The sequence below is a fragment of the Plantibacter sp. LMC-P-059a genome (assembly GCF_030209505.1).
Taxonomy (GTDB): Bacteria; Actinomycetota; Actinomycetes; order Actinomycetales; family Microbacteriaceae; genus Plantibacter.
On the sequence record NZ_JARVRZ010000007.1, the window covers coordinates 1 to 22,464 of the forward strand.

The 22,464-nt window shown below is 70.2% G+C and carries 21 protein-coding genes; 9 read left to right on the top strand and 12 right to left on the bottom strand.

What is annotated here, in order from left to right; genetic code table 11:
- The 3 genes from QRN27_RS18385 to QRN27_RS16175 form a co-directional block, all read left to right on the top strand.
- The coding region (locus QRN27_RS18385) for an HNH endonuclease signature motif containing protein (protein ID WP_502929538.1) at positions 1–224 on the top strand (224 nt) is incomplete at its 5' end.
- 360 nt (positions 225–584) lie between these two features.
- Positions 585–1,316, top strand: coding sequence for a TetR/AcrR family transcriptional regulator (locus tag QRN27_RS16170; protein ID WP_285043126.1), 732 nt, complete (start codon positions 585–587; stop codon positions 1,314–1,316).
- 66 nt (positions 1,317–1,382) lie between these two features.
- A complete protein-coding gene (locus tag QRN27_RS16175) occupies positions 1,383–1,898 on the top strand; it encodes a CarD family transcriptional regulator (protein WP_056005325.1) in 516 nt (171 codons plus the stop codon).
- 115 nt (positions 1,899–2,013) lie between these two features.
- Here QRN27_RS16175 and QRN27_RS16180 read toward each other — a convergent pair whose 3' ends face one another.
- A complete protein-coding gene (locus QRN27_RS16180; RefSeq protein WP_285043127.1) occupies positions 2,014–2,409 on the bottom strand; it encodes a hypothetical protein in 396 nt (131 codons plus the stop codon).
- Between the two features lie 67 nt (positions 2,410–2,476).
- Between QRN27_RS16180 and QRN27_RS16185 the strand changes: the two genes are divergently transcribed.
- On the top strand, positions 2,477–3,316 hold the full coding sequence (locus QRN27_RS16185) for a siderophore-interacting protein (RefSeq protein WP_285043128.1): 840 nt from the start codon (positions 2,477–2,479) through the stop codon (positions 3,314–3,316).
- Between the two features lie 19 nt (positions 3,317–3,335).
- On the opposite strand, the gene QRN27_RS16190 is transcribed toward QRN27_RS16185, so the two are convergent.
- Positions 3,336–4,334 (bottom strand): NAD(+)/NADH kinase, encoded by a 999-nt coding sequence (locus QRN27_RS16190; RefSeq protein ID WP_285043129.1) that lies wholly within the window; start codon positions 4,332–4,334, stop codon positions 3,336–3,338.
- 159 nt (positions 4,335–4,493) lie between these two features.
- On the opposite strand from QRN27_RS16190, the gene QRN27_RS16195 reads away from it, so the two are divergent.
- Positions 4,494–5,267 (top strand): alpha/beta hydrolase, encoded by a 774-nt coding sequence (locus QRN27_RS16195; protein WP_502929539.1) that lies wholly within the window; start codon positions 4,494–4,496, stop codon positions 5,265–5,267.
- 45 nt (positions 5,268–5,312) lie between these two features.
- Here QRN27_RS16195 and QRN27_RS16200 read toward each other — a convergent pair whose 3' ends face one another.
- Positions 5,313–5,774 carry a DUF3817 domain-containing protein gene (locus QRN27_RS16200; RefSeq protein WP_285043130.1) on the bottom strand — a complete coding sequence of 154 codons (462 nt, stop codon included), beginning with the start codon at positions 5,772–5,774 and terminating at the stop codon, positions 5,313–5,315.
- A 197-nt stretch (positions 5,775–5,971) separates the two neighbouring features.
- Between QRN27_RS16200 and QRN27_RS16205 the strand changes: the two genes are divergently transcribed.
- Complete coding sequence (locus tag QRN27_RS16205) at positions 5,972–7,021, top strand: LLM class flavin-dependent oxidoreductase (RefSeq protein ID WP_285043131.1); 1,050 nt, start codon at positions 5,972–5,974, stop codon at positions 7,019–7,021.
- A 28-nt stretch (positions 7,022–7,049) separates the two neighbouring features.
- Here the strand turns inward: QRN27_RS16205 and QRN27_RS16210 are convergent, their stop codons facing one another.
- A complete protein-coding gene (locus tag QRN27_RS16210) occupies positions 7,050–8,273 on the bottom strand; it encodes a sensor histidine kinase (protein WP_285043132.1) in 1,224 nt (407 codons plus the stop codon).
- Between the two features lie 103 nt (positions 8,274–8,376).
- Between QRN27_RS16210 and QRN27_RS16215 the strand changes: the two genes are divergently transcribed.
- A complete protein-coding gene (locus QRN27_RS16215; RefSeq protein ID WP_285043133.1) occupies positions 8,377–9,111 on the top strand; it encodes a LuxR C-terminal-related transcriptional regulator in 735 nt (244 codons plus the stop codon).
- An 18-nt stretch (positions 9,112–9,129) separates the two neighbouring features.
- Here QRN27_RS16215 and QRN27_RS16220 read toward each other — a convergent pair whose 3' ends face one another.
- The gene (locus QRN27_RS16220; RefSeq protein ID WP_285043134.1) at positions 9,130–11,574 is read right to left on the bottom strand and encodes an ATP-dependent DNA ligase; all 2,445 of its coding nucleotides are present in this window, start codon (positions 11,572–11,574) and stop codon (positions 9,130–9,132) included.
- 112 nt (positions 11,575–11,686) lie between these two features.
- Here QRN27_RS16220 and ku point away from each other — a divergent pair, with 112 nt between their 5' ends.
- Both ku and QRN27_RS16230 read left to right on the top strand, forming a co-directional pair.
- The gene (gene ku, locus QRN27_RS16225) at positions 11,687–12,658 is read left to right on the top strand and encodes a non-homologous end joining protein Ku (protein ID WP_285043135.1); all 972 of its coding nucleotides are present in this window, start codon (positions 11,687–11,689) and stop codon (positions 12,656–12,658) included.
- Positions 12,659–12,788: 130 nt separating this feature from the next.
- Positions 12,789–14,972, top strand: coding sequence for a RecQ family ATP-dependent DNA helicase (locus tag QRN27_RS16230; RefSeq protein WP_285043136.1), 2,184 nt, complete (start codon positions 12,789–12,791; stop codon positions 14,970–14,972).
- Between the two features lie 6 nt (positions 14,973–14,978).
- On the opposite strand, the gene QRN27_RS16235 is transcribed toward QRN27_RS16230, so the two are convergent.
- The 7 genes from QRN27_RS16235 to QRN27_RS16265 all read right to left on the bottom strand — a co-directional run bounded on the left by QRN27_RS16235 (position 14,979) and on the right by QRN27_RS16265 (position 22,427).
- Positions 14,979–16,481 carry an MFS transporter gene (locus QRN27_RS16235; RefSeq protein ID WP_285043137.1) on the bottom strand — a complete coding sequence of 501 codons (1,503 nt, stop codon included), beginning with the start codon at positions 16,479–16,481 and terminating at the stop codon, positions 14,979–14,981.
- A gap of 115 nt (positions 16,482–16,596) precedes the next feature.
- On the bottom strand, positions 16,597–17,385 hold the full coding sequence (locus tag QRN27_RS16240) for an ABC transporter ATP-binding protein (RefSeq protein WP_285043138.1): 789 nt from the start codon (positions 17,383–17,385) through the stop codon (positions 16,597–16,599).
- Entirely contained in the window at positions 17,382–18,203 is an 822-nt protein-coding gene (locus QRN27_RS16245) for an ATP-binding cassette domain-containing protein (RefSeq protein WP_285043139.1), read from the bottom strand. The genes QRN27_RS16240 and QRN27_RS16245 overlap by 4 nt, the downstream gene beginning before the upstream one ends.
- Complete coding sequence (locus tag QRN27_RS16250; protein WP_285043140.1) at positions 18,200–19,069, bottom strand: ABC transporter permease; 870 nt, start codon at positions 19,067–19,069, stop codon at positions 18,200–18,202. Before QRN27_RS16250 ends, QRN27_RS16245 begins: the two co-directional genes overlap by 4 nt.
- On the bottom strand, positions 19,066–20,034 hold the full coding sequence (locus QRN27_RS16255) for an ABC transporter permease (protein WP_285043141.1): 969 nt from the start codon (positions 20,032–20,034) through the stop codon (positions 19,066–19,068). The genes QRN27_RS16250 and QRN27_RS16255 overlap by 4 nt, the downstream gene beginning before the upstream one ends.
- A 61-nt stretch (positions 20,035–20,095) precedes the next feature.
- Positions 20,096–21,589 (bottom strand): ABC transporter substrate-binding protein, encoded by a 1,494-nt coding sequence (locus QRN27_RS16260; RefSeq protein WP_285043142.1) that lies wholly within the window; start codon positions 21,587–21,589, stop codon positions 20,096–20,098.
- A gap of 73 nt (positions 21,590–21,662) precedes the next feature.
- Entirely contained in the window at positions 21,663–22,427 is a 765-nt protein-coding gene (locus QRN27_RS16265; RefSeq protein WP_285043143.1) for a DUF1684 domain-containing protein, read from the bottom strand.
- Between the last annotated feature and the right edge of the window lie 37 nt (positions 22,428–22,464).

Below are 22,464 nucleotides of genomic sequence, written 5' to 3' on the forward strand. Positions count from 1 at the left end.
CCGGCTGCGGGAGGCGAGCCCGAGCCTGCGACCTGGACCATTCGGTCGCCTGGCAAGATGGCGGAACGACAGAAGTCGGGAATCTCGCCTGCCTCTGCCGACACCATCACCGCATGAAGCACCTCCCAGGATGGAACCTCGACCACGGGCCCGGCGGAGTCCTCGACTGGACGACACCCGACGGGAAGCGCCACCGAACCGAGCCGGACCCTGCGCCGTTCTAACCTCCGATGGCCCTTGAGCTGCGCCGAACTGAGCCTGTCGAAGTGTCGAAGGGTTCCTCGTGGGCACTTCGACAAGCTCAGTGACCGGAAGAAGTGTGTCCGGAACGCTCGGGTCCCTGGGCCTGTCGAAGGGTTCCTCGTGGGCACTTCGACAAGCTCAGTGACCGGAAGAAGTGTGCCCGGAACGCTTCGGTCCCTGAGCCTGTCGAAGGGTTCATGGTGGGTACCTCGACAAACTCGGTGACCGGGCTGGGTATGTTCGCAATGCCTCGGCCCCCGAGCGTGTCGAAGGGCGACGCGCTCGGGCCGTCATCTGCCGTCTCGGACAGCTGTCCGAGAAGTCGTGGTATACTGATCTGAATGCCTCGCACATCAGGAGTTCCCGCCCTCGGTGTCGAGCAGTCCACCACGCAGCGTCCCGCTCCGCCCTCGCGCGTCGAGCGCTTCGCTCCAGTCCTCCGAGTGACGGGCGATCCCCGTGCCGAGCGCACGAGGCAGACGATCTTCGACGCCGTGGCCACCATTCTGGCCAGCCGGCCGGAACGCGTGTCCGTCGGCGACATCGTCCGGGTCGCCGGCATCAGCCGCAGCTCGTTCTACGCCCACTTCTCCAGCCTCGACGACCTCACCGCCGCCTACCTTCGTGTGCAGTTCGCCGGCCTTGCCGCGTCCGGTGCCTCGGTACGTTCCGTGGGGGACTCGCTCGGCAGCGCGGAACGTGCCCGCGAAGCCTATCGACGCCTCGTCGCCCAGCTGCTCGAAGATGCGCCGCTGTACTCGAGCGTGCTCGAACTCCCCGTCGCCCGCAGCGCCTTCGACGACCTCGTCGGCGAGCACGCCGACCACCTCATCGGCTCGTTGCTCGAGCGCACCGAGGTTCCGGTCGGCATCCCGGCGGGACTGGTGTCCGCCTACGTCGCCGGCGGCACGCTCTCCCTCGTCGACGGCTGGCGCCGCGGCCGCATCGACGTCTCGGACGACGAGCTGGTCGAGGCCCTGGTGGCGCTGCTGCCGGCCTGGCTGCTCGAGCAACGACCCACCGGTGCGTCGCCTCCTGCGCCCGCACCCACCCCCGAACCATCCGGCAGCTAAGCGCGCCGGAGCACGACGACGCCGGTGCGAGAGCGCCGGTGACGACCTGAGAAGAGAAGAGGAACCATGCAGTTCATCGTTGGAGAGACCCTGGTCTACCCGCACCACGGAGCGGTCACCATCACCGAGTTGTCGAAGGTGACGATCAAGGGTGTCGAGCAGGACGTCATGACGCTTCGCGTGCACACGTCCGAGCTCACCATCAAGCTGCCGATCGCGAACGCCGACCTCGTCGGTGTCCGCGACGTCATCGACCACGACGGCGTCCAGGCCGTCTACGGCGTCCTGCGCGAGCCGTTCGTCGAGGAGCCCGGCAACTGGTCGCGTCGGTACAAGGCCAACCAGGAGAAGATGGCGAGCGGAAACGTCCACCGCGTCGGCGAGGTCGTCCGCGACCTGTGGCGCCGCGACCAGGACAGCGGTGTGTCCGCCGGTGAGAAGCGCATGCTGCAGAAGGCCCGCCAGGTGCTCGTCTCCGAGCTGGCCCTCGCCCAGGCGATGACCGACGAAGAGGCCTCCGCCGGCCTCGACGAGGTGCTCGCCTCCTCGATCGCGACGCCAGAGGCCGTCGCAGCCAAGTAACGCGGTTCCAGCAGAGCGCCCCGCCGGTTCGGTGGGGCGCTCTGCTGCGTCACGGGTCGGACGACGACGCGGGTGCTCCGTCCGTGCGGAGAACGCCGCGCTCGGTGACCTCGGGTCAGTTGCCGCCGCCGGAGACGATCGCCAGGACACCGACGATCGCGATGGCGACGATCGGACCGAACGACAAGACCGTCTTGGTGATGGTCCAGGCGCGGTTCTCGCGCTCGGGCGCCGGCAGCTCAGCCGTCGAGACGTACACCGGAGCCTGCTCGCTGTCGCCGGAGGCGGCACCGGTCAGTTGGAGGACCCGCGAGTCGTCCCAGGCCCGGCCGTCGAAGTGGACCTGGCGTTCGTCATCGGTCGGGTGGGGATACCAGCCGGTGGCTTCCGTCTGTGCCGGCTTGTCCCGCTGGAACCGCAACACCCGGGAATCGCCCCAGGCCTCACCGTCGAAGTGGAGTTCCTTCGTCGGGTCGTCGGGGTTCGGGTACCAGCCTGCGGTCGTAGCCATTGATCCAGTATGACAGCGGGATCCGCCCTGCCGAGACCGAGCGATCGACGGCAGAATGGAGACAATCATGACGACGACACCTGCACCTCGAGCCCCACGCCCGCAGACGATCCTCGAGGTGGTCCGAACCGCCTGGGTCACCCCGCACCTGGTGCGCCTCACCCTCGGCGGACCCGGATTCGCCGATTTCCAGCCCAAGGATGCCACCGACAGCTACGTGAAGCTGTACTTCGCGAAACCCGAGCTCGGCCTGGAACCGCCGTACGACCTCGCCGCGCTGCGAACGACCCTCGCGCCCGAGGACCTCCCGGTCACCCGCACGTACACCGTGCGGCGGGTGGACAGTGCAGCGCGCACCATCGACATCGACTTCGTCGTGCACGGCGACGAGGGATTGGCCGGCCCGTGGGCGGCTGCAGCCCAGCTGGGGGACCGCGTCGTTTTCGCCGGTCCGGGCGGTGCCTATCGCCCCGATCCGTCCGCCGACTGGCACCTGTTCGCCGGAGACGAGTCCGCGGTTCCGGCGATCGCCGCGGCACTCGAGGTCTTGCCCGCTGAGGCGACGGGGCTCGCGTTCGTCGAGATCGGCGGCCGCGACGACCTCATCGAGCTCGACCGCCCGGCGGGTGTGCAGCTCATCTGGGTCGGGCGCGCCGCTCGCGACGAGTCGACGGCGTCCCTGTTGGCGACCGCCATCGCCGGTCACCCCTGGCCCGCCGGGCGCGTCCAGGTGTTCGCGCACGGGGAGCGGGAGTCGATGAAGGCCCTCCGCGAGTTGTTCCTCACCCAGCGCGGCCTCGACCGATCGCAGCTCTCGCTCTCCGGGTACTGGGCATACGGCCGGACCGAGGACCGTTTCCAGGCGGAGAAGCGCGAACCGATCGGGGTCGTCCTGCCGACCTCGTGACGCCGGTTCCGGCTGATCGTCAGTGCGACGGGTCGGCCGGTTTGCTCCTCGACCTCCGGACGCGAGACGGCCGTTCGACCCTCGCACGGATGTCGGGTGGGACGAGGTCGAGCAGTTGATCGCGTCGGAGCGGCAGATCGAGGAGGCTGAGCTTCATCCTGCCCTTGCGTGAATGTCGGCTCGGATCGAGTCGGACGACGTTCGCCGCGTCGCGGACCAGCCGGACGGAGACGACCGCGCCGCCCGCGACGTCCGCCAGCACCTGGCCGTCGATCTCCACCGCGGCCTGCTTCGTCGCCGCGCCGATCGAGAACTGCAGGCGTTCTGCCGGGCCGAGGATGAAGGAGCGGTCGATGCCGGACATCGGCGCCACCGGCGTGACGACGGTTGCCGCCACGGCAGGGGAGAGGACCGGTCCGCCAGCCGCGTAGTTGTAGGCGGTGGAACCGGTCGGGGTGGCGACGACGATCGCATCGGCCTTGAAGTACCCGTACGCGGTCCCGTCCACCGCGAGGTCCGCCATGACGACGCCAGTACCGGGCCGGCGCGCGATGGAGATGTCGTTGAACGCCAGGAGGTGGGTGACGTCGTCACCGGTGGTGATCGTGACCTCGAGACCGTGGTGCGGCTCGAGCGAGAACTCGTGGTCGCTGACCCGCTGGAGGGCCGCCGACAGCGCGCTCGGCTCGACCTCCACGAGGAAGCCGACGTTGCCGTAGTTGACGCCGAGCACCGGTGCCGACCTGCCGGCGAGCAGGCGCATCGCGCCGAGCATCGTGCCGTCGCCACCCATCGCCACGGCGACGTCCACCGACGAGGCGAAGGCGTCCTCGTCGAGCAGCTCGACGTCGTCGCCGAGGCGGTTCGCCTCCGCGCGGAGGCCGACGAGGCGGGCGCCATGCTCGAGTTGCCAGGCGCGGAGGATGCGGACGGAGTCGTCGATGTTCTTCGTGGGGTGGGTGATGAGGCCGATCGTCATCGACGGCCCGGCCGGGTGCTTCGTGCGAGTGGTGGTCACCCGACGAGCATAGGCCGACCGCCTGACAGCCGGACCGGGAGGTGCGGCGGCTGTGGAAGGCACCTGTCCATGCGTCCTGCGGCGCTCGTTCGACGTTTGGGATACTGGAGGGCACCGTCCACCGTGACCCTCGCGGGACGAGGTGCGCGGAGGAACCACATGAGCGACACCGGCGGACACATCGGACGACCACGGCGAACTGGGCGGCTGAAGGCCACGCTGCTCGGCGTGCTCGCTGCGCTCGTCGTCCTGATGCTCGGATTCGTGGTGTGGACGCAGATCGTGATGCCCGGAACCCGCTCCGCAGCGCTCGAGGTGTGGGAGGACCCGGCCGTCTCCGTCACCGACGTCGGCGACGCCATCGTGCTCGCACCGACGGCCGACGCCGAGGTTGAGGCCTCGGGGACGGGGCTCGTCTTCATCCCCGGGGCGAAGGTCGACCCGTACGCCTACCTCCGCAAGCTGTCCGGTGTGGTCGAGGAGGCGGGGGCGACGGTCGTGATCACGAAGCCGACGCTGAACCTGGCCTTCTTCGATCAGCGGTCCCTGGAGACCTTCACGGCGGCGGCTCCCGATGTCGACACCTGGTTCGTCGGCGGCCATTCCCTCGGTGGGGTGCGGGCCTGCCAGCTCGCGGAGGACCCGGCGGTGGCCGGACTCGTGCTGTTCGGCAGCTACTGCGCGAACGATCTCTCGGAGGCTTCGCTCGCGGTGCTGAGTCTCTCGGGCAGCGACGACGGTCTGAGCACGCCGGAGAAGGTCGCCGACGCACGCGTCCGCCTGCCTGCCGACGCGACGATGGTCGAGATCGACGGTGCGAACCACGCCAGCTTCGGCGACTACGGCGTGCAGCCCGGCGACGGCGAGGCGACGATCTCGAGCGACACCGCGCGAGCGGCGATCACCCGCGAGTTGGTCCGGCTGCTCGGCTGATCCAGTCCCCGGGATCAAGCTCGTGCGTCACCGGTCCGATGGTGTTCAGGCCTTCGGGACCGGAGACCCGACGACGAGGAGCGCGGTGAACACAGCGACGACCGCGAAGCCGCCGACGACCAGGAGCAAAACGGGGTGGCGGACGAGCCAACGGGTCGTGCGGTCGAGCACCCGCTGGTCCCGGGGGTCTGAGCCGGCCTCGCGTCGCCAGGCGCCGTCGAGTCGACCCGTGCGATGCGCCCAGACGTCGAACGGGATGGTGGCGTAGGGCACGACGGCGCTCACGAGACCGATGAGGATCGTTCCGACGCTCCAGCGTTGGTTGATCCCGATGAGGAGCACGGTCGCGCCGTAGACGAGGAACACGAAACCGTGCAGTGCCCCGCCGATGCTGACGCCGAGCTCGGTCGTCTTGGTGCCGTATTTGAGGATCATCCCGACGATGAGGAGGGTCCAGGTGATCGCCTCGGCGATCGCGATCAGGCGGAAGAGGCGGCGCGGCGACACAGGGGCTCCAAGGCTCGGGGTGCAGGTCCTCCAGCTTGTCAGGGACGGCTGGGAGGGTCCTCCCAGGGACCGTCACGTTCTGGCACCCTGGAGTCGTCGGGAATAGTCGCCACACGGACGAGGTTCACCGATGTGTATGCAAACGTATACAACCGTCGCGATCGCCCGCGGCGAGCCACACGACGTTGGAGAGCCCCATGACCACATCCCTCGAGTTCGGCATCGACACCTTCGGTGACGTGACGGTCGACGCCGACGGCACGCCGTTGTCGCAGGCCCAAGTCCTCCGGAACGTCGTCGAGCAGGGGGTGCACGCCGAGGCGGTCGGCCTCGACTTCATCGGCGTGGGGGAGCACCACCGGGAGGACTTCGCCGTCTCCTCACCCGAGGTCGTGCTGGCGGCGATCGCCGCGAGGACCGAGCGCATCCGCCTCGGATCGGCCGTCACGGTGCTGAGTTCCGACGACCCGGTCCGGGTCTACCAGCGGTTCGCCACGCTCGACGGCATCTCCGGCGGACGCGCTGAGGCCATCCTCGGGCGCGGTTCCTTCACCGAGTCCTTCCCGCTGTTCGGGTACGAGCTCTCGCAGTACGAGGAGCTCTTCGAGGAGAAGCTGGAACTCTTCGTCGCGATCCGCGAGCAGGAGCCGGTCACGTGGTCGGGGAAGACGCGTGCACCGTTGCGCGAACAGTCGGTCTACCCCCGGGTCGAGCACGGCAAGCTGAAGACCTGGGTCGGTGTCGGCGGGAGCCCGGAGTCCGTCGTCAGGACGGCTCGCTACGGACTCCCGATGATGCTCGCGGTCATCGGCGGCGGGCCGCTCCGGTTCGCGCCGTTCGTCGACCTGTACCACCGCGCGCTCGCCCAGTTCCAGCTGCCGACGCAGCCGGTCGGGATGCACTCGCCGGCCCACATCGCCGAGACCGACGAACTCGCGCAGGAGCAGCTGTGGCCCCACTACCGGGCGATGATGGACCGGATCGGTCGCGAGCGCGGGTGGAGCCCGATGACGCGTGGCCACTTCGAGCAGGAGGCCGGTCCGGAGGGTGCGCTGTTCGTCGGCTCCCCGGAGACCGTCGCGCGCAAGGTGGCGACCGCGGTCGACGGCCTCGGGCTGTCGCGAGTCGACCTGAAGATCAGCAACGGTTCCCTGTCGCACGAGCACCTCATGGACAGCATCGGGCTGTACGGCTCCGAGGTTGTCCCGCGCGTGCGTGAGCTCCTGGCGGACAGCTCGGCCGCCTGATCCGTTCGGATATCGCGCCCCGGCCGCCTCAGCGGACGGCCGGGACGCGGTAGGGCATGCTCAGCCGGAGGACTGCGCCGCCCTCGGGCGCGTCGCCCGGCGCCGAGCTGACCCGGAGGGCCCCGCCGAACGCTGCTGCGCGGCGATCCAGCTGGAGGAGACCGCCGGCCGGTTCCGCTCCGTCAAGAAGCCCGGTGCCGTTGTCGATCACCCGCAGCTCGACGGTCCCGCTCGCCACCGGAGCACCATCGTCCTGCGACGCCGGCCTCGCGATCCGCAGCTCCACGACGAGCCGGTCCGCCGCACCGTGGGTCAGCGCGTTCGTCACCCCTTCTTCAAGCGTCCGCACGACCACGGCCCGTTCCGCCGTTGTGAACACGTTGTCGATCGGGTCGTCGAGGAGCCGGAACTCCGGCGAGACGTCGAGGGTGGTGGTGATCGACGGCGGCAGGCGCTGCAGAATGGCTCGGATGCTCGGTGCGATGCCGACCTCGAGCAGTGGTGGGGACAGCAAGCGGCTGAGCTCTCGGACGTCCCGTTCGCGCACGGTGTGGAGGTCCTCGCCGAGTGACCGCAGGCGTCGGGTCGCGTCGGTGACGGCTGCCGCGCCGTCGCGTTCGAGCGCGGCGGTGACGGATGCGAGCTGCGCGCTGATCAGCACGAGGTGCTGCTGGAGGGTGCCGTGCAGACCTTCTGCGACCTCGCGCTTCACGCGGAGCTCCTCGCTCTGCAGCGACTGGAGGGCGACGTCGGCGCGGTGGCGTTGGTCGGCGTGGGCGCGTTCCTCTTCGCGTGCGCGACGCCGGGCCGCGCTCAGACTGAACCCGAAGGTGGCGCACACGGCGAGGGCGATCGCCGTGGTCCCCGTCTCGACGAGGACGGTCTGCAGGCTCGGATCGCGGTAGACGCCGAGGAGGATCTGGAGGCCGCTGCGCAGCAGGCCGGTCGCCAAGGCGACGAGGAGGACGCCCGCGAGCACCTTCGGGCGCCACCACTCGTGGAGGGAGGGACCCCATCTCGACCAGAGCAGGAGCGCGAGGACGATGATCGCAGCGCTCAGGGAGACGAGGTTGGCGGTGACGCGCTCCACGAGCATGCCGCGGGTGCCGCCGGGCGCGACCCAGGTGTAGATGTACACGCTCTGGAACGAGACGGCGAGTCCGAAGACCGCAGCCATGGCCCCGCTGGCGGTGATGAAGGCCCGACTGTCGCGCCAGCGTTCGGCGCGGGCGGTGAGGGCCTCCTGGGTCATGGCTCCATTCTGACCTGCCGGGCGGCGCGGCGGGCGCATCTTCCGGCGGAAGTCGGGAGCTTCCCCCTCGGGCCACGGGCCGTCAATCCGGGATACTCGGACCATGCACCACCAGCCGCAGTCCGACCGCTCGTCCGGCACCGTCCCCGTGGTGGGCGGGGCGACGCTCGACGTCGCGCCGCCCGCCCCACTCCGGGTCGGTGTCGTCGAGGACCAACCGCTGCTCGGCGGGATGCTCGCCGATCTGCTCCGGGGGACGCCGGGAGTGACGTTCGTCGGTCATGCCGCCACCGTCGCCGAGGCTCGCAGGACGTTCCTCCCCGGGACGGTCGACGTCCTGACGATGGACATCGAGCTGCCGGACGGCAACGGGGTGAGTCTCGGCGTCTCCCTGCGTCGCGCCCAGCCGGGTCTCGGGATCGTCCTGCTGTCGGCCTACGACCTGATGGACATGCTCCTCGAGATGCCGGCAGACGTCAGAGACGGCTGGAGCTACCTCTCGAAGACCTCGTCGCTCACCCGCGACGTCCTCCTCGAGGCCATCCGCGTGTCGGCGCGCGGCGAGACCATGTTGGACCCCGAGCTCATCGACCGGGCGCGGCCCCGTGCGGGTTCGAGCCTCGAGTCGCTCACCGATCGCCAGTACGCCGTCCTCCAACTGCTGGCGACCGGTCGCTCGAACACGGGGATCGCTTCCCGGCTCGGGATCGCCGAGAAGTCCGTGCAGAACCATCTCACAGCGATCTACGCCGCGCTCGGGATCGAACACGACGCCGCGAGCAACCCGCGGGTGTCCGCCGTGCTCGCGCTCCTCGCCGAGTCAGGACGACTCGCCTGAGCCGGTGCGGTCGACCGCTCACCGGCCCCGATCCGGCACCTCGAGGTCGTCCACGGTGCGGTCAGGACGCCAGCCGCGCCAGACCGGGTGCCTGAACCGGCCGTCGGGGGTCCATTCGCTGAACCGCACCTCACCGATGAGGACGGGATCCAGCCAGTTGGCGTCAGCTGCATCGGCCGGCGGCACGCCCACGAGCGACGTCGACGAGCGCGCCAACCGCTCGAACCGCACGGCGGTCGCGGCGAGCTCCCGGTCGGTGAACCCGCTGCCGACCCGCCCGGCGTAGTGCAGGCGGCCGTCGGGCCCGGGCACGCCGAGGAGGAGCGATCCGATCCCACCTGCGCGCCCACCACGCCCCGGTCGCCAGCCCGCGACGACGACCTCCTCCGCCCGCTCGTGCTTGAACTTCATCCACGTGCTGCTGCGTCGCCCCGGCCGGTAGCGACCGTCGAGTTCCTTCGCGACCACCCCCTCGAGTCGCAGCGCCCGACTCACCTCGAGTGCATCGTCGAGGGAACCGTCGATGCGCGGTGGAACCTGCACGACCACTCCGGAGGTGACGGTCTCCTCGAGGAGTTCGCGCCGCTCTCGGTAGGGCAGTCCCGTCCGGTCCTCGTCGTCGAGGGCGAGGAGGTCGAAGAGCAACAGCCGGACCGGCGTCAGTCGACGCTCCCGATCGACGTCGCGGTCCGACGTCAACTGCATACGTCGCTGCAACAGCGAGAAGTCGGGACGGCCGTCGGGCCCTGACGCGACGATCTCGCCGTCGAGGACGACGTTGCGCTCCCCGAACGACGCCCCGAGCTCCTCCACCACCTCGGGGTAGGCCGCAGTTAGGTCGTTGCCGTTGCGGCTCGACAACCGCACCCGCCCGCTTGCGCCGTCGATGCTCGCGATCGCACGGATCCCGTCCCACTTCATTTCGAACGCCCACGACCCGTCGTCGACGACCTCACCGGGAGCGGCCGGGCTCGCGAGCATCGGGGCGGGTACCTCGCGGGAACGCGCCACTGGCGGGGCCGGCGGGTCTCCCGGGGCGCGCATCCGATGGATGAGCCAGGAGGGTGCGTCCCGCCCCGAGCCGCCGGTGGTCCGGATGAGCGCGAACCGTGCCGGGCGCTCCAACGGGCCACCCGCCCGGCCGTGCAGGGTCGCGATGACCTCGTCGTCCCGCCACTTCTCCAGCTCGTAGGTGCCCGCGTCCCAGATCGTCACCTCGCCCGCCCCGTACTCCCCGGCCGGGATGGTGCCCTCGAAGCTCCCGTACTCCAGGGGATGGTCCTCGGTGCGGACGGCCAGGCGGTTGCTGCTCGGATCCGTCGGGACGCCCTTCGGCAACGCCCAGGACACGAGCACCCCGTCATGTTCGAGCCGGAAGTCGTGATGCAGCTTGCGCGCCTCATGCCGCTGGATGACGAACGACGGCGCCGTCCCCGCAGCAGACGGCGGCGGGGACGCCTCCGGAACCGGCTCCGGCGTCTTGGAGGCATCGCGTTTCCGCCGGTACTCCGACAGCCGATCCTCGTGCTCCGACGGTCTGATCGTGATCGACGGACGCGGATCGCCGAGCACCGCCAGCGGATCGACGTCGTCGGCCAGCCGTTCGAGCACCGCCGGGAACTCCAACTGGGAGAGCTCGGGATCGTCGAGCTCGTCCCACGACCGCGGCGCCGCGACCGTCGGACGCAACCGCCCCCGCAGGGAGAACGGGGCGATCGTCGTCTTCGACCCGTTGTTCTGGCTCCAGTCGACGAACACCTTGCCCCTTCGCCGATCCTTCGCCATCTCGCTCACCACCAACGTCGGCGCATCCGCCGCGAGCGCCCGGGCGAGTTCATGCGCCACGAGCGACACCTCGTCCGAACGCTGCCGACCGTCCAATGCCGCATAGAGGTGGATCCCCTTACTGCCACTCGTCACCGGGACCGGTTCAAGCCCCATGTCGACCAACACCGCGCGTGCCATCCGAGCGACCCCGGCGCACTCGGCGAGCGACACCCCCTCGCCGGGGTCGAGGTCGAGCACGAGCCGGTCGGGCGGACGGCGCTCGCCGGACCGGTCGAAGCGCCACTGCGGCACGTGCAGTTCGAGCGCGCCGAGCTGTGCCAGCCAGGTGAGCGTCGCGAGGTCGTCGACGACCGGGTACTCGTTCGTGTGATCGCTGTGCTCGATGGGGAGACGCTGCACCCAGTCCGGAGCCGACGCACCCAGGTCCTTCTGGAAGAAGCCGGACTCCGGCGCTTCGGCCGTCCCGACCCCGTGCACCCAGCGTTTCCGGGTCACCGGCCGGTCGGCGACGTGCGGCAACAGGTGCGGAGCGACGGCCGCGTAATACGCGAGGACCTCCGCCTTCGTCGTGCCGGTCGAGGGGTAGAGGACCTTGTCGAGATGGGTGAGCTGGATGCGCCGACCGTCGACCGTCACCCACTGCGCCCGCGCGCCGCCGGAGCTCGTCCTCGCCATGGCGTTCAGCCTGCCGTCCGAGCCCGTCAAGGGCTAGCCCTTGACGCCGATCCGGGTGTCTACTGGTGCGATCGACGGCGTGGGCCGGCCCACCGAACGGACAGGAGAGATCATGCGCGCGATCTGGAAGGGCGCCGTCACATTCGGTCTCGTCAACGTCCCGGTGAAGGTGTACAGCGCGACGGAGGACCACGACCTCTCGCTGCATCAGGTGCACGACGCCGACGGCGGGCGTATCCGGTACCAGCGCAAGTGCGAGGTCTGCGGCAAGGTCGTCAGCTACGACCACATCGACAAAGCCTTCCAGGACGGCGAGCAGACGGTGGTCCTCACCGCCGACGACCTCGCGTCGCTCCCCGAGGAACGCAGTCGCGAGATCGAAGTCGTGGAGTTCGTGCCGAGCGACGACCTCGACCCGATCATGTTCGACCGCAGTTACTTCCTGGAACCCGACTCCTCCTCCTCGAAGGCCTACGTCCTGCTCCGGCGGACGCTCGAGGAGACCGACCGCACGGCGATCGTGCGGTTCGCCCTCCGCCAGAAGACGCGGCTCGGCGCCCTCCGGGTGCGCGAGGACGTCATCCTGCTACAGACCCTGCTCTGGGAGGACGAGGTCCGCGAGGTGCGGTTCCCGGCCCTCGAGGAACGCGTCCGGATCTCCGCCAAGGAACTCGAGATGTCCGAGGCGCTCGTCGAATCCTTCTCGTCCCGCTTCCGCCCGGACGCGTTCGTCGACGAATACCAGGCACAGCTCCGGAAGCTCATCGAGGCGAAACTCGAGCAGGGCGACGCCCTCGACACCGCCGCCACCTTCGGCGAGCAGCCCGAGCCCGACGACGACAAGGGCGCCGAGCCGATCGACCTCATGGAGGTGCTGCAGCGCAGCATCGACCGGCAGCGAGGCGGGAAGGCCCCGAAGGCCGCCACCGGGGCCAGTGGATCCTCGAAAGCCGACTCGTCAAAGAGCACGCCGTCGAAGAGCACGACCCCGAAGCGCAGCGCCTCGAAGCGCAGCACGACGAAGGCCGGATCGTCGAAGGACGAACCGTCGTCGACCCCGGCCAAACGCAAGAAGAGCGCCTGATCCACCTCCCGCCGGTCGGGCCCACGCGACCTTCGGGGAACCCTCCTCCACAGCGACCACCCACCAGCCGACCCACCCACCATCTCCACCGCAGCGACCCGCCGTCGGCGGCTCCTGACAGACTTGCCCCATGTCCGACGTCAGCGCGCCAGCCCTCACCCACCACGAAGCCGCCACCACCGGGTCGGTCGCCGAAGCGACGGCGGCGCTCGCCGCACTGACGGGCGTTCCGGGGGCCCGATTCCACGACGGCCAGCTCGAGGCGATCCTCGCCCTCGTCGACGAGCACCGTCGCACCCTCGTGGTGCAGCGCACCGGTTGGGGCAAGTCGGCCGTGTACTTCATCGCGACGGCGCTGCTCCGTCGGCGCGGCGCCGGGCCCACGCTGCTCGTCTCCCCGTTGCTCGCCCTCATGCGCGACCAGGTGGCTGCAGCGGCGCGCGCCGGTGTGCGGGCGGTCGCCATCAACTCGGCGAATGCGCACGAATGGGACGACGTCCGCGCGCAGCTCGACGCCGACGAGGTCGATGTGCTGCTCGTGTCGCCCGAGCGGCTCAACAATCCGCGCTTCCGCGACGAGCAGCTTCCGACGCTCGTCGCCCGGACCGGCATGCTGGTGGTCGACGAGGCCCACTGCATCTCCGACTGGGGTCACGACTTCCGTCCTGACTACCGGCGGCTGGCCGAACTGATCGGTCGTCTGCCGGTGGAGGTCCCGGTCCTGGCGACGACCGCGACGGCCAACGCCCGCGTCGTCCGCGACATCGCCGAGCAGCTCACCGCGCCGGCCGCTTCCGGCTCCACGGCGGCAGAGGTCCTGACCATCCGCGGTTCCCTCGCGCGGGCGTCCCTCCGGCTCGGCGTGCTCCGGCTTCCAGAGTCCAGAGACCGCCTCACCTGGCTGCTCAGCCACCTGGACGGACTCACGGGGTCCGGCATCATCTACACCCTCACCGTCTCCGCCGCGGAGGACACCGCGCGGCTGCTGCGCGAGGCCGGTCACGAGGTGCGGGCGTACACGGGCCGGACCGACCCCGACGAACGTGAGGAGTCCGAGCGGCTCCTCAAGGAGAACCGGCTGAAGGCCCTCGTGGCGACGAGTGCGCTCGGGATGGGCTTCGACAAGCCCGACCTCGGGTTCGTCGTGCATCTCGGCGCGCCGTCATCGCCGGTCGCGTACTACCAGCAGGTCGGGCGTGCCGGGCGCGCGACCGAGCACGCCGACGTCCTCCTGCTGCCCGGCGCGGAGGACGAGGAGATCTGGCAGTACTTCGCGACGGCGTCGATGCCGGACGAGGCTCGGGCCACGGCCGTCCTCGACGCGCTCGACGACCGACCGCGGTCGACACCGGCACTCGAAGCACTCGTCAACCTGCGCCGGACCCCGCTGGAACTCCTGCTCAAGGTGCTCGACGTCGACGGCGCCGTGCAGCGGGTCGCCGGGGGATGGGTGTCCACGGGTGAGCCGTGGGTGTACGACCGCGAACGGTACCGCCGGATCGCCGAGGCGAGGGTCGCGGAACAGCAGGCGATGCTCGCCTACGAGCGGGGCGAGGAGTGCCGGATGCTCGTGCTCCAGCGCGAACTCGACGACGCGACCGCCGAACCCTGCGGACGGTGCGATCGCTGCGCGGGTGCCTGGTTCCCCACCGAGCTCGACAGCGCGGCGGCCGCCTCGGCGTCCGAGGCGCTCGGGCGGGTCGGTGTCGAGCTCGAACCTCGAGCGCAGTGGCCCACGGGCGCAGGCAAGCTCGGCGTCACCAGCGACGGAGCACCGGTCAGCGGTCGCATCTCGCTCGAGGACCGTCTGGAACCGGGACGGGCGCTCGCGCGCTTGACCGATCTCGGCTGGGGCGGCGTCCTCCGTGAACTCTTCGCCGCCGGCGCGACGGACGCGCCCGCGTCCCGTGCGGTGATCGACGCGAGCGTCCGGGTGCTCGCCAACTGGCCGTGGGCGAAGCGGCCGGCCGCGGTCGTGAGCGTCCCCTCACGATCACGTCCGCAACTCGTCGACTCGGTCGCCCGGGGTATCGCCTCGCTCGGACGACTGCCCTACCTCGGTGAACTGGACCTCGTCGGCGACGGGCCTCGCGGTGGGCCCGGCGGGAACAGCGCCTATCGCCTCGCCGGGGTCTGGGACGCGTTCAGCGTCGGTGCCGAACTCCGTGCACAGTTGGCGACGCTCGAGGGTGCGCCGGTGTTGCTCGTCGACGACCGGGCGGACAGCCGGTGGACGCTCACCGTCGCCGGACGAGCGCTCCGGCTCGCGGGCTCCGGCCCGGTCCTCCCGTTCGCCCTCGGCATCGTGGGCTGAGCCCCGTCACCCCTCGTGGAGGCTCGACCGCGTGTCCTTCGCGAGGTGCTTCGGTAGCAGGAGGGTGCAGACGAGGCCGACCACGGCGGCCGCCGCGCAGATCGCGAAGCTCAGCCGGAACGCGTCGGTGCTCGGTGTCGTAACGGCCCCGTCCGTGACCACCTGCGACGCCAGGATGGCCCCGATGACCGCGCTGGCGATCGTGGAGCCCAGGGTTCGCATGACGGAGTTGAGGCCGTTGGACGCCGCCGTCTCGCTCGGCGGGACGGCGCCCATGATCAGCGTCGGCATCGCCGCGTACGCGAAGCCCACCCCGAAACCGACCGCGGTCGCCGTGAGGACCGTGTGCCAGACCTCCGTCATGAGCCCGATTGCGACCGCGTACCCGATCGCGATGATCGCGATGCCGATGAGCAGGCTCAGCCGCGCACCCTTCGCGGCCGTCAGCCGGGCGGCGACCGGCGACATCGCCCACATGATCAGACCGCTGGGCATGAGGCAGAGGCTCGCGATGAGCATGTCCTGCCCGAGCCCGACCCCAGTGCCCACCGGTGCTTCGAGGATGCCGGGGAGGACCACGGTGCTGCCGAAGAAGGCGAATCCGACGGTGATCGACGCGAGGTTCGTGAAGAGCACCGTCCGGCGTGCGGCGATCCGCAGATCCACGAGCGGGCTCGAGGAACGCACTTCGAACCAACCCCAGAGGAGCAGGACGACGACCCCGCCGATCAGGCACGCGAGCGTCCCGACGCTCGTCCAGCCCCACTCGTTGCCCTTCGAGACGGCGAGGAGGATCGGCACGAGCCCGGCAGCGAGTCCGATCGCCCCGATCCAGTCGAAACCGCCCTCGCTCCGCAGCGTGCTCACGGGGACGAAGCGAGCCACGAGCAGGAATCCGACGAGTCCGAGCGCACCGGCCACCCAGAAGAGCACGTGCCAGTCCAGGAACTGTGAGATGACGGCGGAGATCGGCAGGCCGACGGCTCCACCGATGCCGAGCGTGGCGCTCACGAGGGCGACCGCCGGACCGAGCCGCTTCGCATGGAGCACGTCGCGCAGGATGCTGATGCCGAGCGGGATCACGCCCATCGCCATGCCCTGCAGGGCGCGAGCGACGATCAGGGGCACGATCGTGGACGAGAACGCGGCCAGCACCGAACCGGCCATCATGATCCCGAGCAGGATCAGGACCATCCGGCGCTTCCCGTAGAGGTCACCGAGACGACCGGAGATCGGCGTCGCCACCGCAGCGGAGAGCAGCGTGGCCGTCACGACCCACATGCTGTCCGAGGCGTGCACACCGAGGATCGTCGGGAGGGAGGGCACGAGCGGGGTGACGAGCGTCATCATGAACGCCGCGACGAGACCGGTGAACGCCAGACTGGCCACGACCGCCCGCTCGGGCAGCGGCTTGCTGAGTGCAGCGCGCTCCTCGTCGCTCAGCCACGGTCGCTCCTGCGACTCCGGTCCGTCGTCATGGTCGTCGGGCTGCGCTGAATCCTGCGTCACGGGTCCTGTTCCTGTGGAGAGTGGATGCGGCTGGAGCCACTCGGAGTCGAACGCCCGCGCGCGGCCTGGCATTCCCGTCTCCCGGAACCGATGGTCCTCCGGGGTCGACCGCGACTCAGCGGGGCAGTCGGGGGATCGCCGCGACGAGCTGCCGGGTGTACGCCTCGGCCGGCTGGTGGAGGACCTGAGCGGTGGCGCCGGCCTCGACGACGCGCCCGTCGCGGAGGACGAGGGTGCGCTCGCACAGGGCCGCGACCGTGCCGAGGTCGTGCGACACCATGACGAGTGCGAGACCGTTCGAGGCGCGCAACTCGGCGAGCAACTCGATGATCTGGATCCGGGTGCTCATGTCCAGGGCACTCACCGGCTCGTCGGCCAGGAGGAGTCGGGGGTTCGGGACGATCGCACGGGCGATGGCGATCCGTTGACGTTGGCCACCGGAGAACTCGTGCGGGTAGCGGGACGCGGCCTCGGGCGGAAGACCGACGGCTTCGAGCGCGTCGGCGGCTCGGTTCGCGGCCTGTTCCGCCGAAGCCAGCCGCAGGGAGCGGAGCGGCTCCGCCACGGTCCGCCCCACGCGCTGGCGTGGGTCGAGGGAGGAGTACGGATCCTGGAAGACCGCCTGCACCGACGCCCGGAAGGTCCGGACGCGGGCCTTGTCCCGCGGATCGAGGGTGCTGCCGTCGAATCGGACGGACCCGGTGGTCGGGCGGTCGAGCCCGAGCAGGAGCCGGAGGAGGGTGCTCTTCCCGGCGCCGGACTGGCCGACGACGCCGACCGCCTCACCGGTGCCGACGGACAGCGAGACGTCGTCGAGCGCGTCTTGGCCGCCGCGGTACCGGAAGCCGACCGCGTCGAGTTCCAGGATCGGCGCAGCGGCATCCGAAGTGGGTCCGTCGATCATCGCGGGTCCTCCAATGCGTCGTCGATCGCGCGGGCGCTCGCGACGAGACGTCGCGTGTCCTCGTGCTGCGGGTCCGTCAGCACCTGCGCGACCGGGCCTCGCTCGACGGCTCGGCCCGAGCTCAACACGATCACCTCGTCGACCATGGTCGACACCACGGCGAGATCGTGACTGATGAACAACAGCGCCATGCCGCGTTCGCGGACGAGCCGGTCGAGGAGCGAGAGCACCTCGGCCTGCACGGTCACGTCGAGCGCGGTGGTCGGCTCGTCGGCGATCAGGAGCTGCGGTCGTCCGGCGAGGGCGATGGCGATGGCGACCCGCTGTCGCTGGCCACCGGACAACTCGTGCGGGTACGACCCGGCGATGCGGGCCGTGTCGGTGAGCGAGACCTCGGTGAGCGCCGCATCCACGGCGTGCCGGAGCTGGTCCCGCCGGAGCCCGTGGTGACGGCGGAGTGGTTCGGCCAGCTGAGCGCCGACGCGCATGAGCGGGTCCAGGGCGGTCAGCGGCTCCTGGAAGACGAGGCCGGCCACCCGGCCGCGGAGGGGACGCAGCGAGCGGTCCGTGGCGCCGACGACCTGCGTGCCGGCCAGCTCGATGCTGCCGCTCGCGGTGAGCTGGTCGTCGAGCAACCCGATCGCGGCGAGGGAGGTCAACGACTTGCCGGACCCGGAGCCGCCGATGAGACCGAGTCGGTCGCCGGCGGCGATCATGAGGTCGAGGCCGTCGACCAGTGGTCGCTCGGTGGCGTGCGATGCTCCGCGCCGCGTACCACGGGTGATGGTCAGGCCGGTGATGTCGAGCAGGGCCGTCATGCGCTGCGCCTCCTCGTCGGATCGCCGAGATCGCGCAGACCGTCCGCGATGAAGTTCACGCCGACGACGAGCATGACCACCGCGACACCGGGCGCGACCGCTCCGATCGGTGCCGTCGTGACCGTGGCCTGTGCCTCTTGGAGCAGTCGTCCCCAGGACGCGTTCGGTGGTGGGGCTCCGAGGCCGAGGTAGGACAGGCTCGCCTCCGCGAGGACGGCGATGCCGAACTGCAGGGCGAGGTTGACGCTCAGCGTCGGCCAGATGTTCGGCAGCACGTGCTGGCCGATGATGCCGGGCCAGCTCGTCCCGGCGGTGCGCGCGGCGACGACGTACTGCTCGCCGAGGACGCGTTTCGTGAGGATCCTGGTCAGCCTGGCGACGATGGCCGACATGGCGAGCCCGATCGCGACGATGGCGGTGCCGAGCGAAGCGCCCTGGGCGGCGACGATCAGCATGGCCAACAGCAGGACGGGGAAGGCGATCACGACGTCGAGGGCGGCGGAGATCGTGTCGTCCAGCCAGGCGGCCGCGAACGCCGCGGCGAGACCGACGGCGATCCCGATGACCGCGCCGACCGCGACGGCCCCCGCCCCCGTGACGAGCGCGATGCGGGCACCGATCATGAGTTGGGTGAAGAGGTCCCGTCCCAGCTTGTCCGTGCCGAGCCAGTGCGTACCGCTCGGTCCTTCGAGACGGCCGCCTGCCGTGTCCGTCGGCGCGAAGGGCGTCCAGAAGAGGGAGACGAGCGCCAGCGCGGCGATGACCCCGACGAGGACCAGCCCGACCGTGAGGGTCACGGAGCGTCCGCGGCGTCTCCCGCCCTGCTCGGGGGTGGGGATGGCCGTTCGGGCGTCGATGGCGCTCATCGGAGCCCGCTCCCGGCGATGGAGGTGCGCAGGCGCGGGTCGATGAGGCGCTGGGCGATGTCGGCCAGGAACCCGGTCACGAGGACGACGAGGGTGGAGACGAGGAGGATGCCCTGGATGTTCGGGTAGTCGTGCTGCTGGATCGCCGTGAGGAGCATCGACCCGAGCCCCGGCAGGCTGAAGACGCTCTCGACCACGACGGCCCCGAGGAACGTGGTCGCGAGTTCGATCCCGAGGATCGCGACGACGGGGACGGCCGCGTTGCGGACGCCGTGTCGGAGGAGCGCCTCGCCGAGTCCGGCACCCTGCGCCCGGGCGGAACGCAGGAAGTCGCTCCCGAGCACGTCGAGCGTGGCGGAGCGGACGTACCTGGTGATGGACGCGCTCATGACGATGGCGATGGTGATGACCGGGAGCGCCAGACTCGTGAGCGCCGCCGCCGGGTCTGCCCAGTCGTCGCGCGGGAACCCGCCGGACGGGAACAGACGGAGCGTGACCGCGAACACGCTGACGAGCAGGATGCCGACCCAGAACACCGGCACGGCGATGCCGAACTGGGACAACCCCGACAGGGCGATGCCGTACCACCGATCGGCTCGGAGTGCGGCGATGACGCCCGCCAGGCTGGCGAGCACGACGGCGAGGAGGAAGGCGAGGAGTGTCAGCGGGACGGTGACCTGCAGGCGCGAGGCGATCTCGGGGCCCACGGGGAGACTGCTCACGAAGGACGAACCGAGGTCGAAGGTGAGGACACCACTGAACCAGGCCAGGAACTGCTCGCCGACCGGTCGATCGGCTCCCACCTGTGCGCGTGCCGCCTCGATCTGCTCCTGCGTGGCGTTCACCGAGAGCAGGGCGTTCGAGGGGTCACCCGGCAGCAACCGGAGCAGCACGAACAACACGGTCATGGCGACGAGGAACGACACCACCAAGAACGCGGATCGACGCAACAGGTAGGGGAGCATGGTGGACCTCAGCGTAGCGAGGCCGGGCCGACCGGGCGGTCCCGGTCGGCCTCGGCGACGACTACTTCCGGACGATGTCCGCCACGAAGAACTGCGAGTTCAGGCCGTTCACGCCGTATCCCGACACGTCACTCGCGGCGACGACGATCTGGGGGTAGAGGTACAGCCAGACGCTTGCTGCGTCCTCGGCGATCTGCTCGTTGACGAGCTTGAGCTTCGCCGTCTGCTCGTCCGTCGTGGTCGCCTGCTCCGCCTCGGAGACCCACTGCGTCACCTCAGGGTTGTCGTAGCCCCAGTAGAAGTCGGGGTTGCCGTACCAGACGACGTCGCGGTCGTTGACGTGCTCCTGGAGCGTCGCCTGGAAGTCGCGCTCCTTGAACACCTTCGAGTACCACTCGTCCGCGCTGATCGTGTTGATCTCCACGGTGATGCCGACCTTCGCGAGTTCGCTCTGCAGGAACTCCGCGACGGCCGGGTGCGGGTCGTAGCTCGGCGTGTCGAGCGTGAACGTGAAGCCGTCGGCCAGACCCGCCTCGGCGAGCTGCTGCTTGGCGAGCTCGGGGTCGTAGGGGTTCACCTGCGTGAGGTCCTCGTACCACGGGTCCGTCGGCGGGACCATGGACCCGATGAGCGTGCCGTAGTCACCCCAGATCGACGACAGGAGTTTCTTCGTGTCGATCGCGGAGTACACGGCCTTCCGGACGAGGGCCTGGTCGAACGGCGCGACGCGGTCGTTGAACGCCAGGAGTTCCTTGGTGGTGGAGTCGCCGTCGGACACCGTGTAGTCGGCGTTGTCGGTGAACTGCGTCAGCTGGTCGGGGCTCTGCACACTCGTGATGATGTCGATCTGCTTCGTCACGAGGGCGTTGCTCAGCGCGGTCGCGTCGGTGAAGTAGGTGAAGACGACTTCCGCGTTCTTGGCGGGATCCCCCCAGTAGCCGTCCCAACGCTCGAGGCTCAGGGTGCTGCCGCGCTTCCACTCGCCGAGCGTGTACGGGCCGGTGCCGTCCTCGGAGGTCTTCAGGTCCTTCGCGGCGTCGTTCACGATCCAGACGTAGCTCAGGTTGTACAGGAAGGAGATGGAGCGCTCGGAGAGGGTCACGACGACGGTGCGGTCGTCGGGGGTGGCGATGTCGGAGACCACGGCGAAGCTGCTCTTCCGGGCCGACTGCGAGTCCTCGGCGGTCACGGCTTCGATGCTCGACTTGACGTCGGCCGAGGTGAGCGGGTCGCCGGAGTGGAAGGTGACGCCGTCCTGGAGGGTGAAGGTGTAGGTGAGGCCGTCGTCGCTCACGGTGCTGTCTGCGGCGAGCACGGGTTCGACGTCGCCGTCGTCCGTCAGGCGGTAGAGCCCCTCGTACACGTTGCCGGTGAGCGCTTCGGTGACGCCCTGACCGCCGCCGCCGGTGTTGCTGAGGTTCTGCGGCTCGTAGAGGGAGCCGACGGCGATGGTCGCGTCGTCACCCGTCGCGGAGCTGCTGCTGCCGCCGGCACAGCCCGCCAGTGCGACGGCAGTGGCGACGGACAGGGCGACGAGCCCGATGGTTCTCTTCACGGATACTCCTGTGGTGTGGGGGTGGTGGTGATGCGGGAGGTGCAGCTGGTGGGGTGGGGCGTCGTGCCGTCGGTCAGACGGCGTAGAGGTCGAAGCCGTCGCGGAACCGGACGAGGCGTTCCCCGGCGCGGACCTCCTCGGCGAACCGGTTCTGCGCCGGCGGCATCGGACAGTTGTACTGCACCGAGAAGCCGCACGGCGGCACGAAGGCTCGGTTGAAGTCGAGGACGACCTCGCCCGCGGTGCCGAACCCGCCGTCGTCGGTCCGCTCGACGAACAGGAACCGGCCTGCGCCGTAGGTGCCGGTCTCTCCGTCGAGGCCGTTCGTCGCGTCGCCGAACACGAGGAGGAGGGTTCCGCCGTCGTCGAAGGCGCTCATCGTGTAGGTCGTCCCGTCCCTCGTGAACGTGATGTCGCCCGGGACGACCAGCTCGCGCGAGCCGCCGTTGTCGCGGATGTGCTCGAAGGGGACGGTCCGCGAACCGTCGACCGGCGTGAAGTGGGCCGTCTGCACCCAGGAGGGGTCGTACGGGAAGACGGGGACGTCGACGAACGCCTCGACGGCCGGGGCTGCGGCGTCCCACCTGCGGATGCCGACCTCGTCCGCGCCCGTTTCGAGGTGGGTGCGGCGGAGGGTCGTCACGGTGACCCCGTCCGGCTGTTCGGCCGCGATGGCCGCCGCAGCCTCGTCGAGGGTGGCCGGGGTCTCGTCGGGGAGCCAGCGGGTCTCCACGAGGGCGAGGTTGCCGAGCGGTGCCGTCACGGCGGCGCGACGGTCCTTCCGCCAGGCGTCGTGCTCGGCGGGCGCGTCGTGGTGCGGTGCGGTGTCGATCGGCATGTCTCGATTCTCCGGATGACGACGGGCGGGTCCCAAT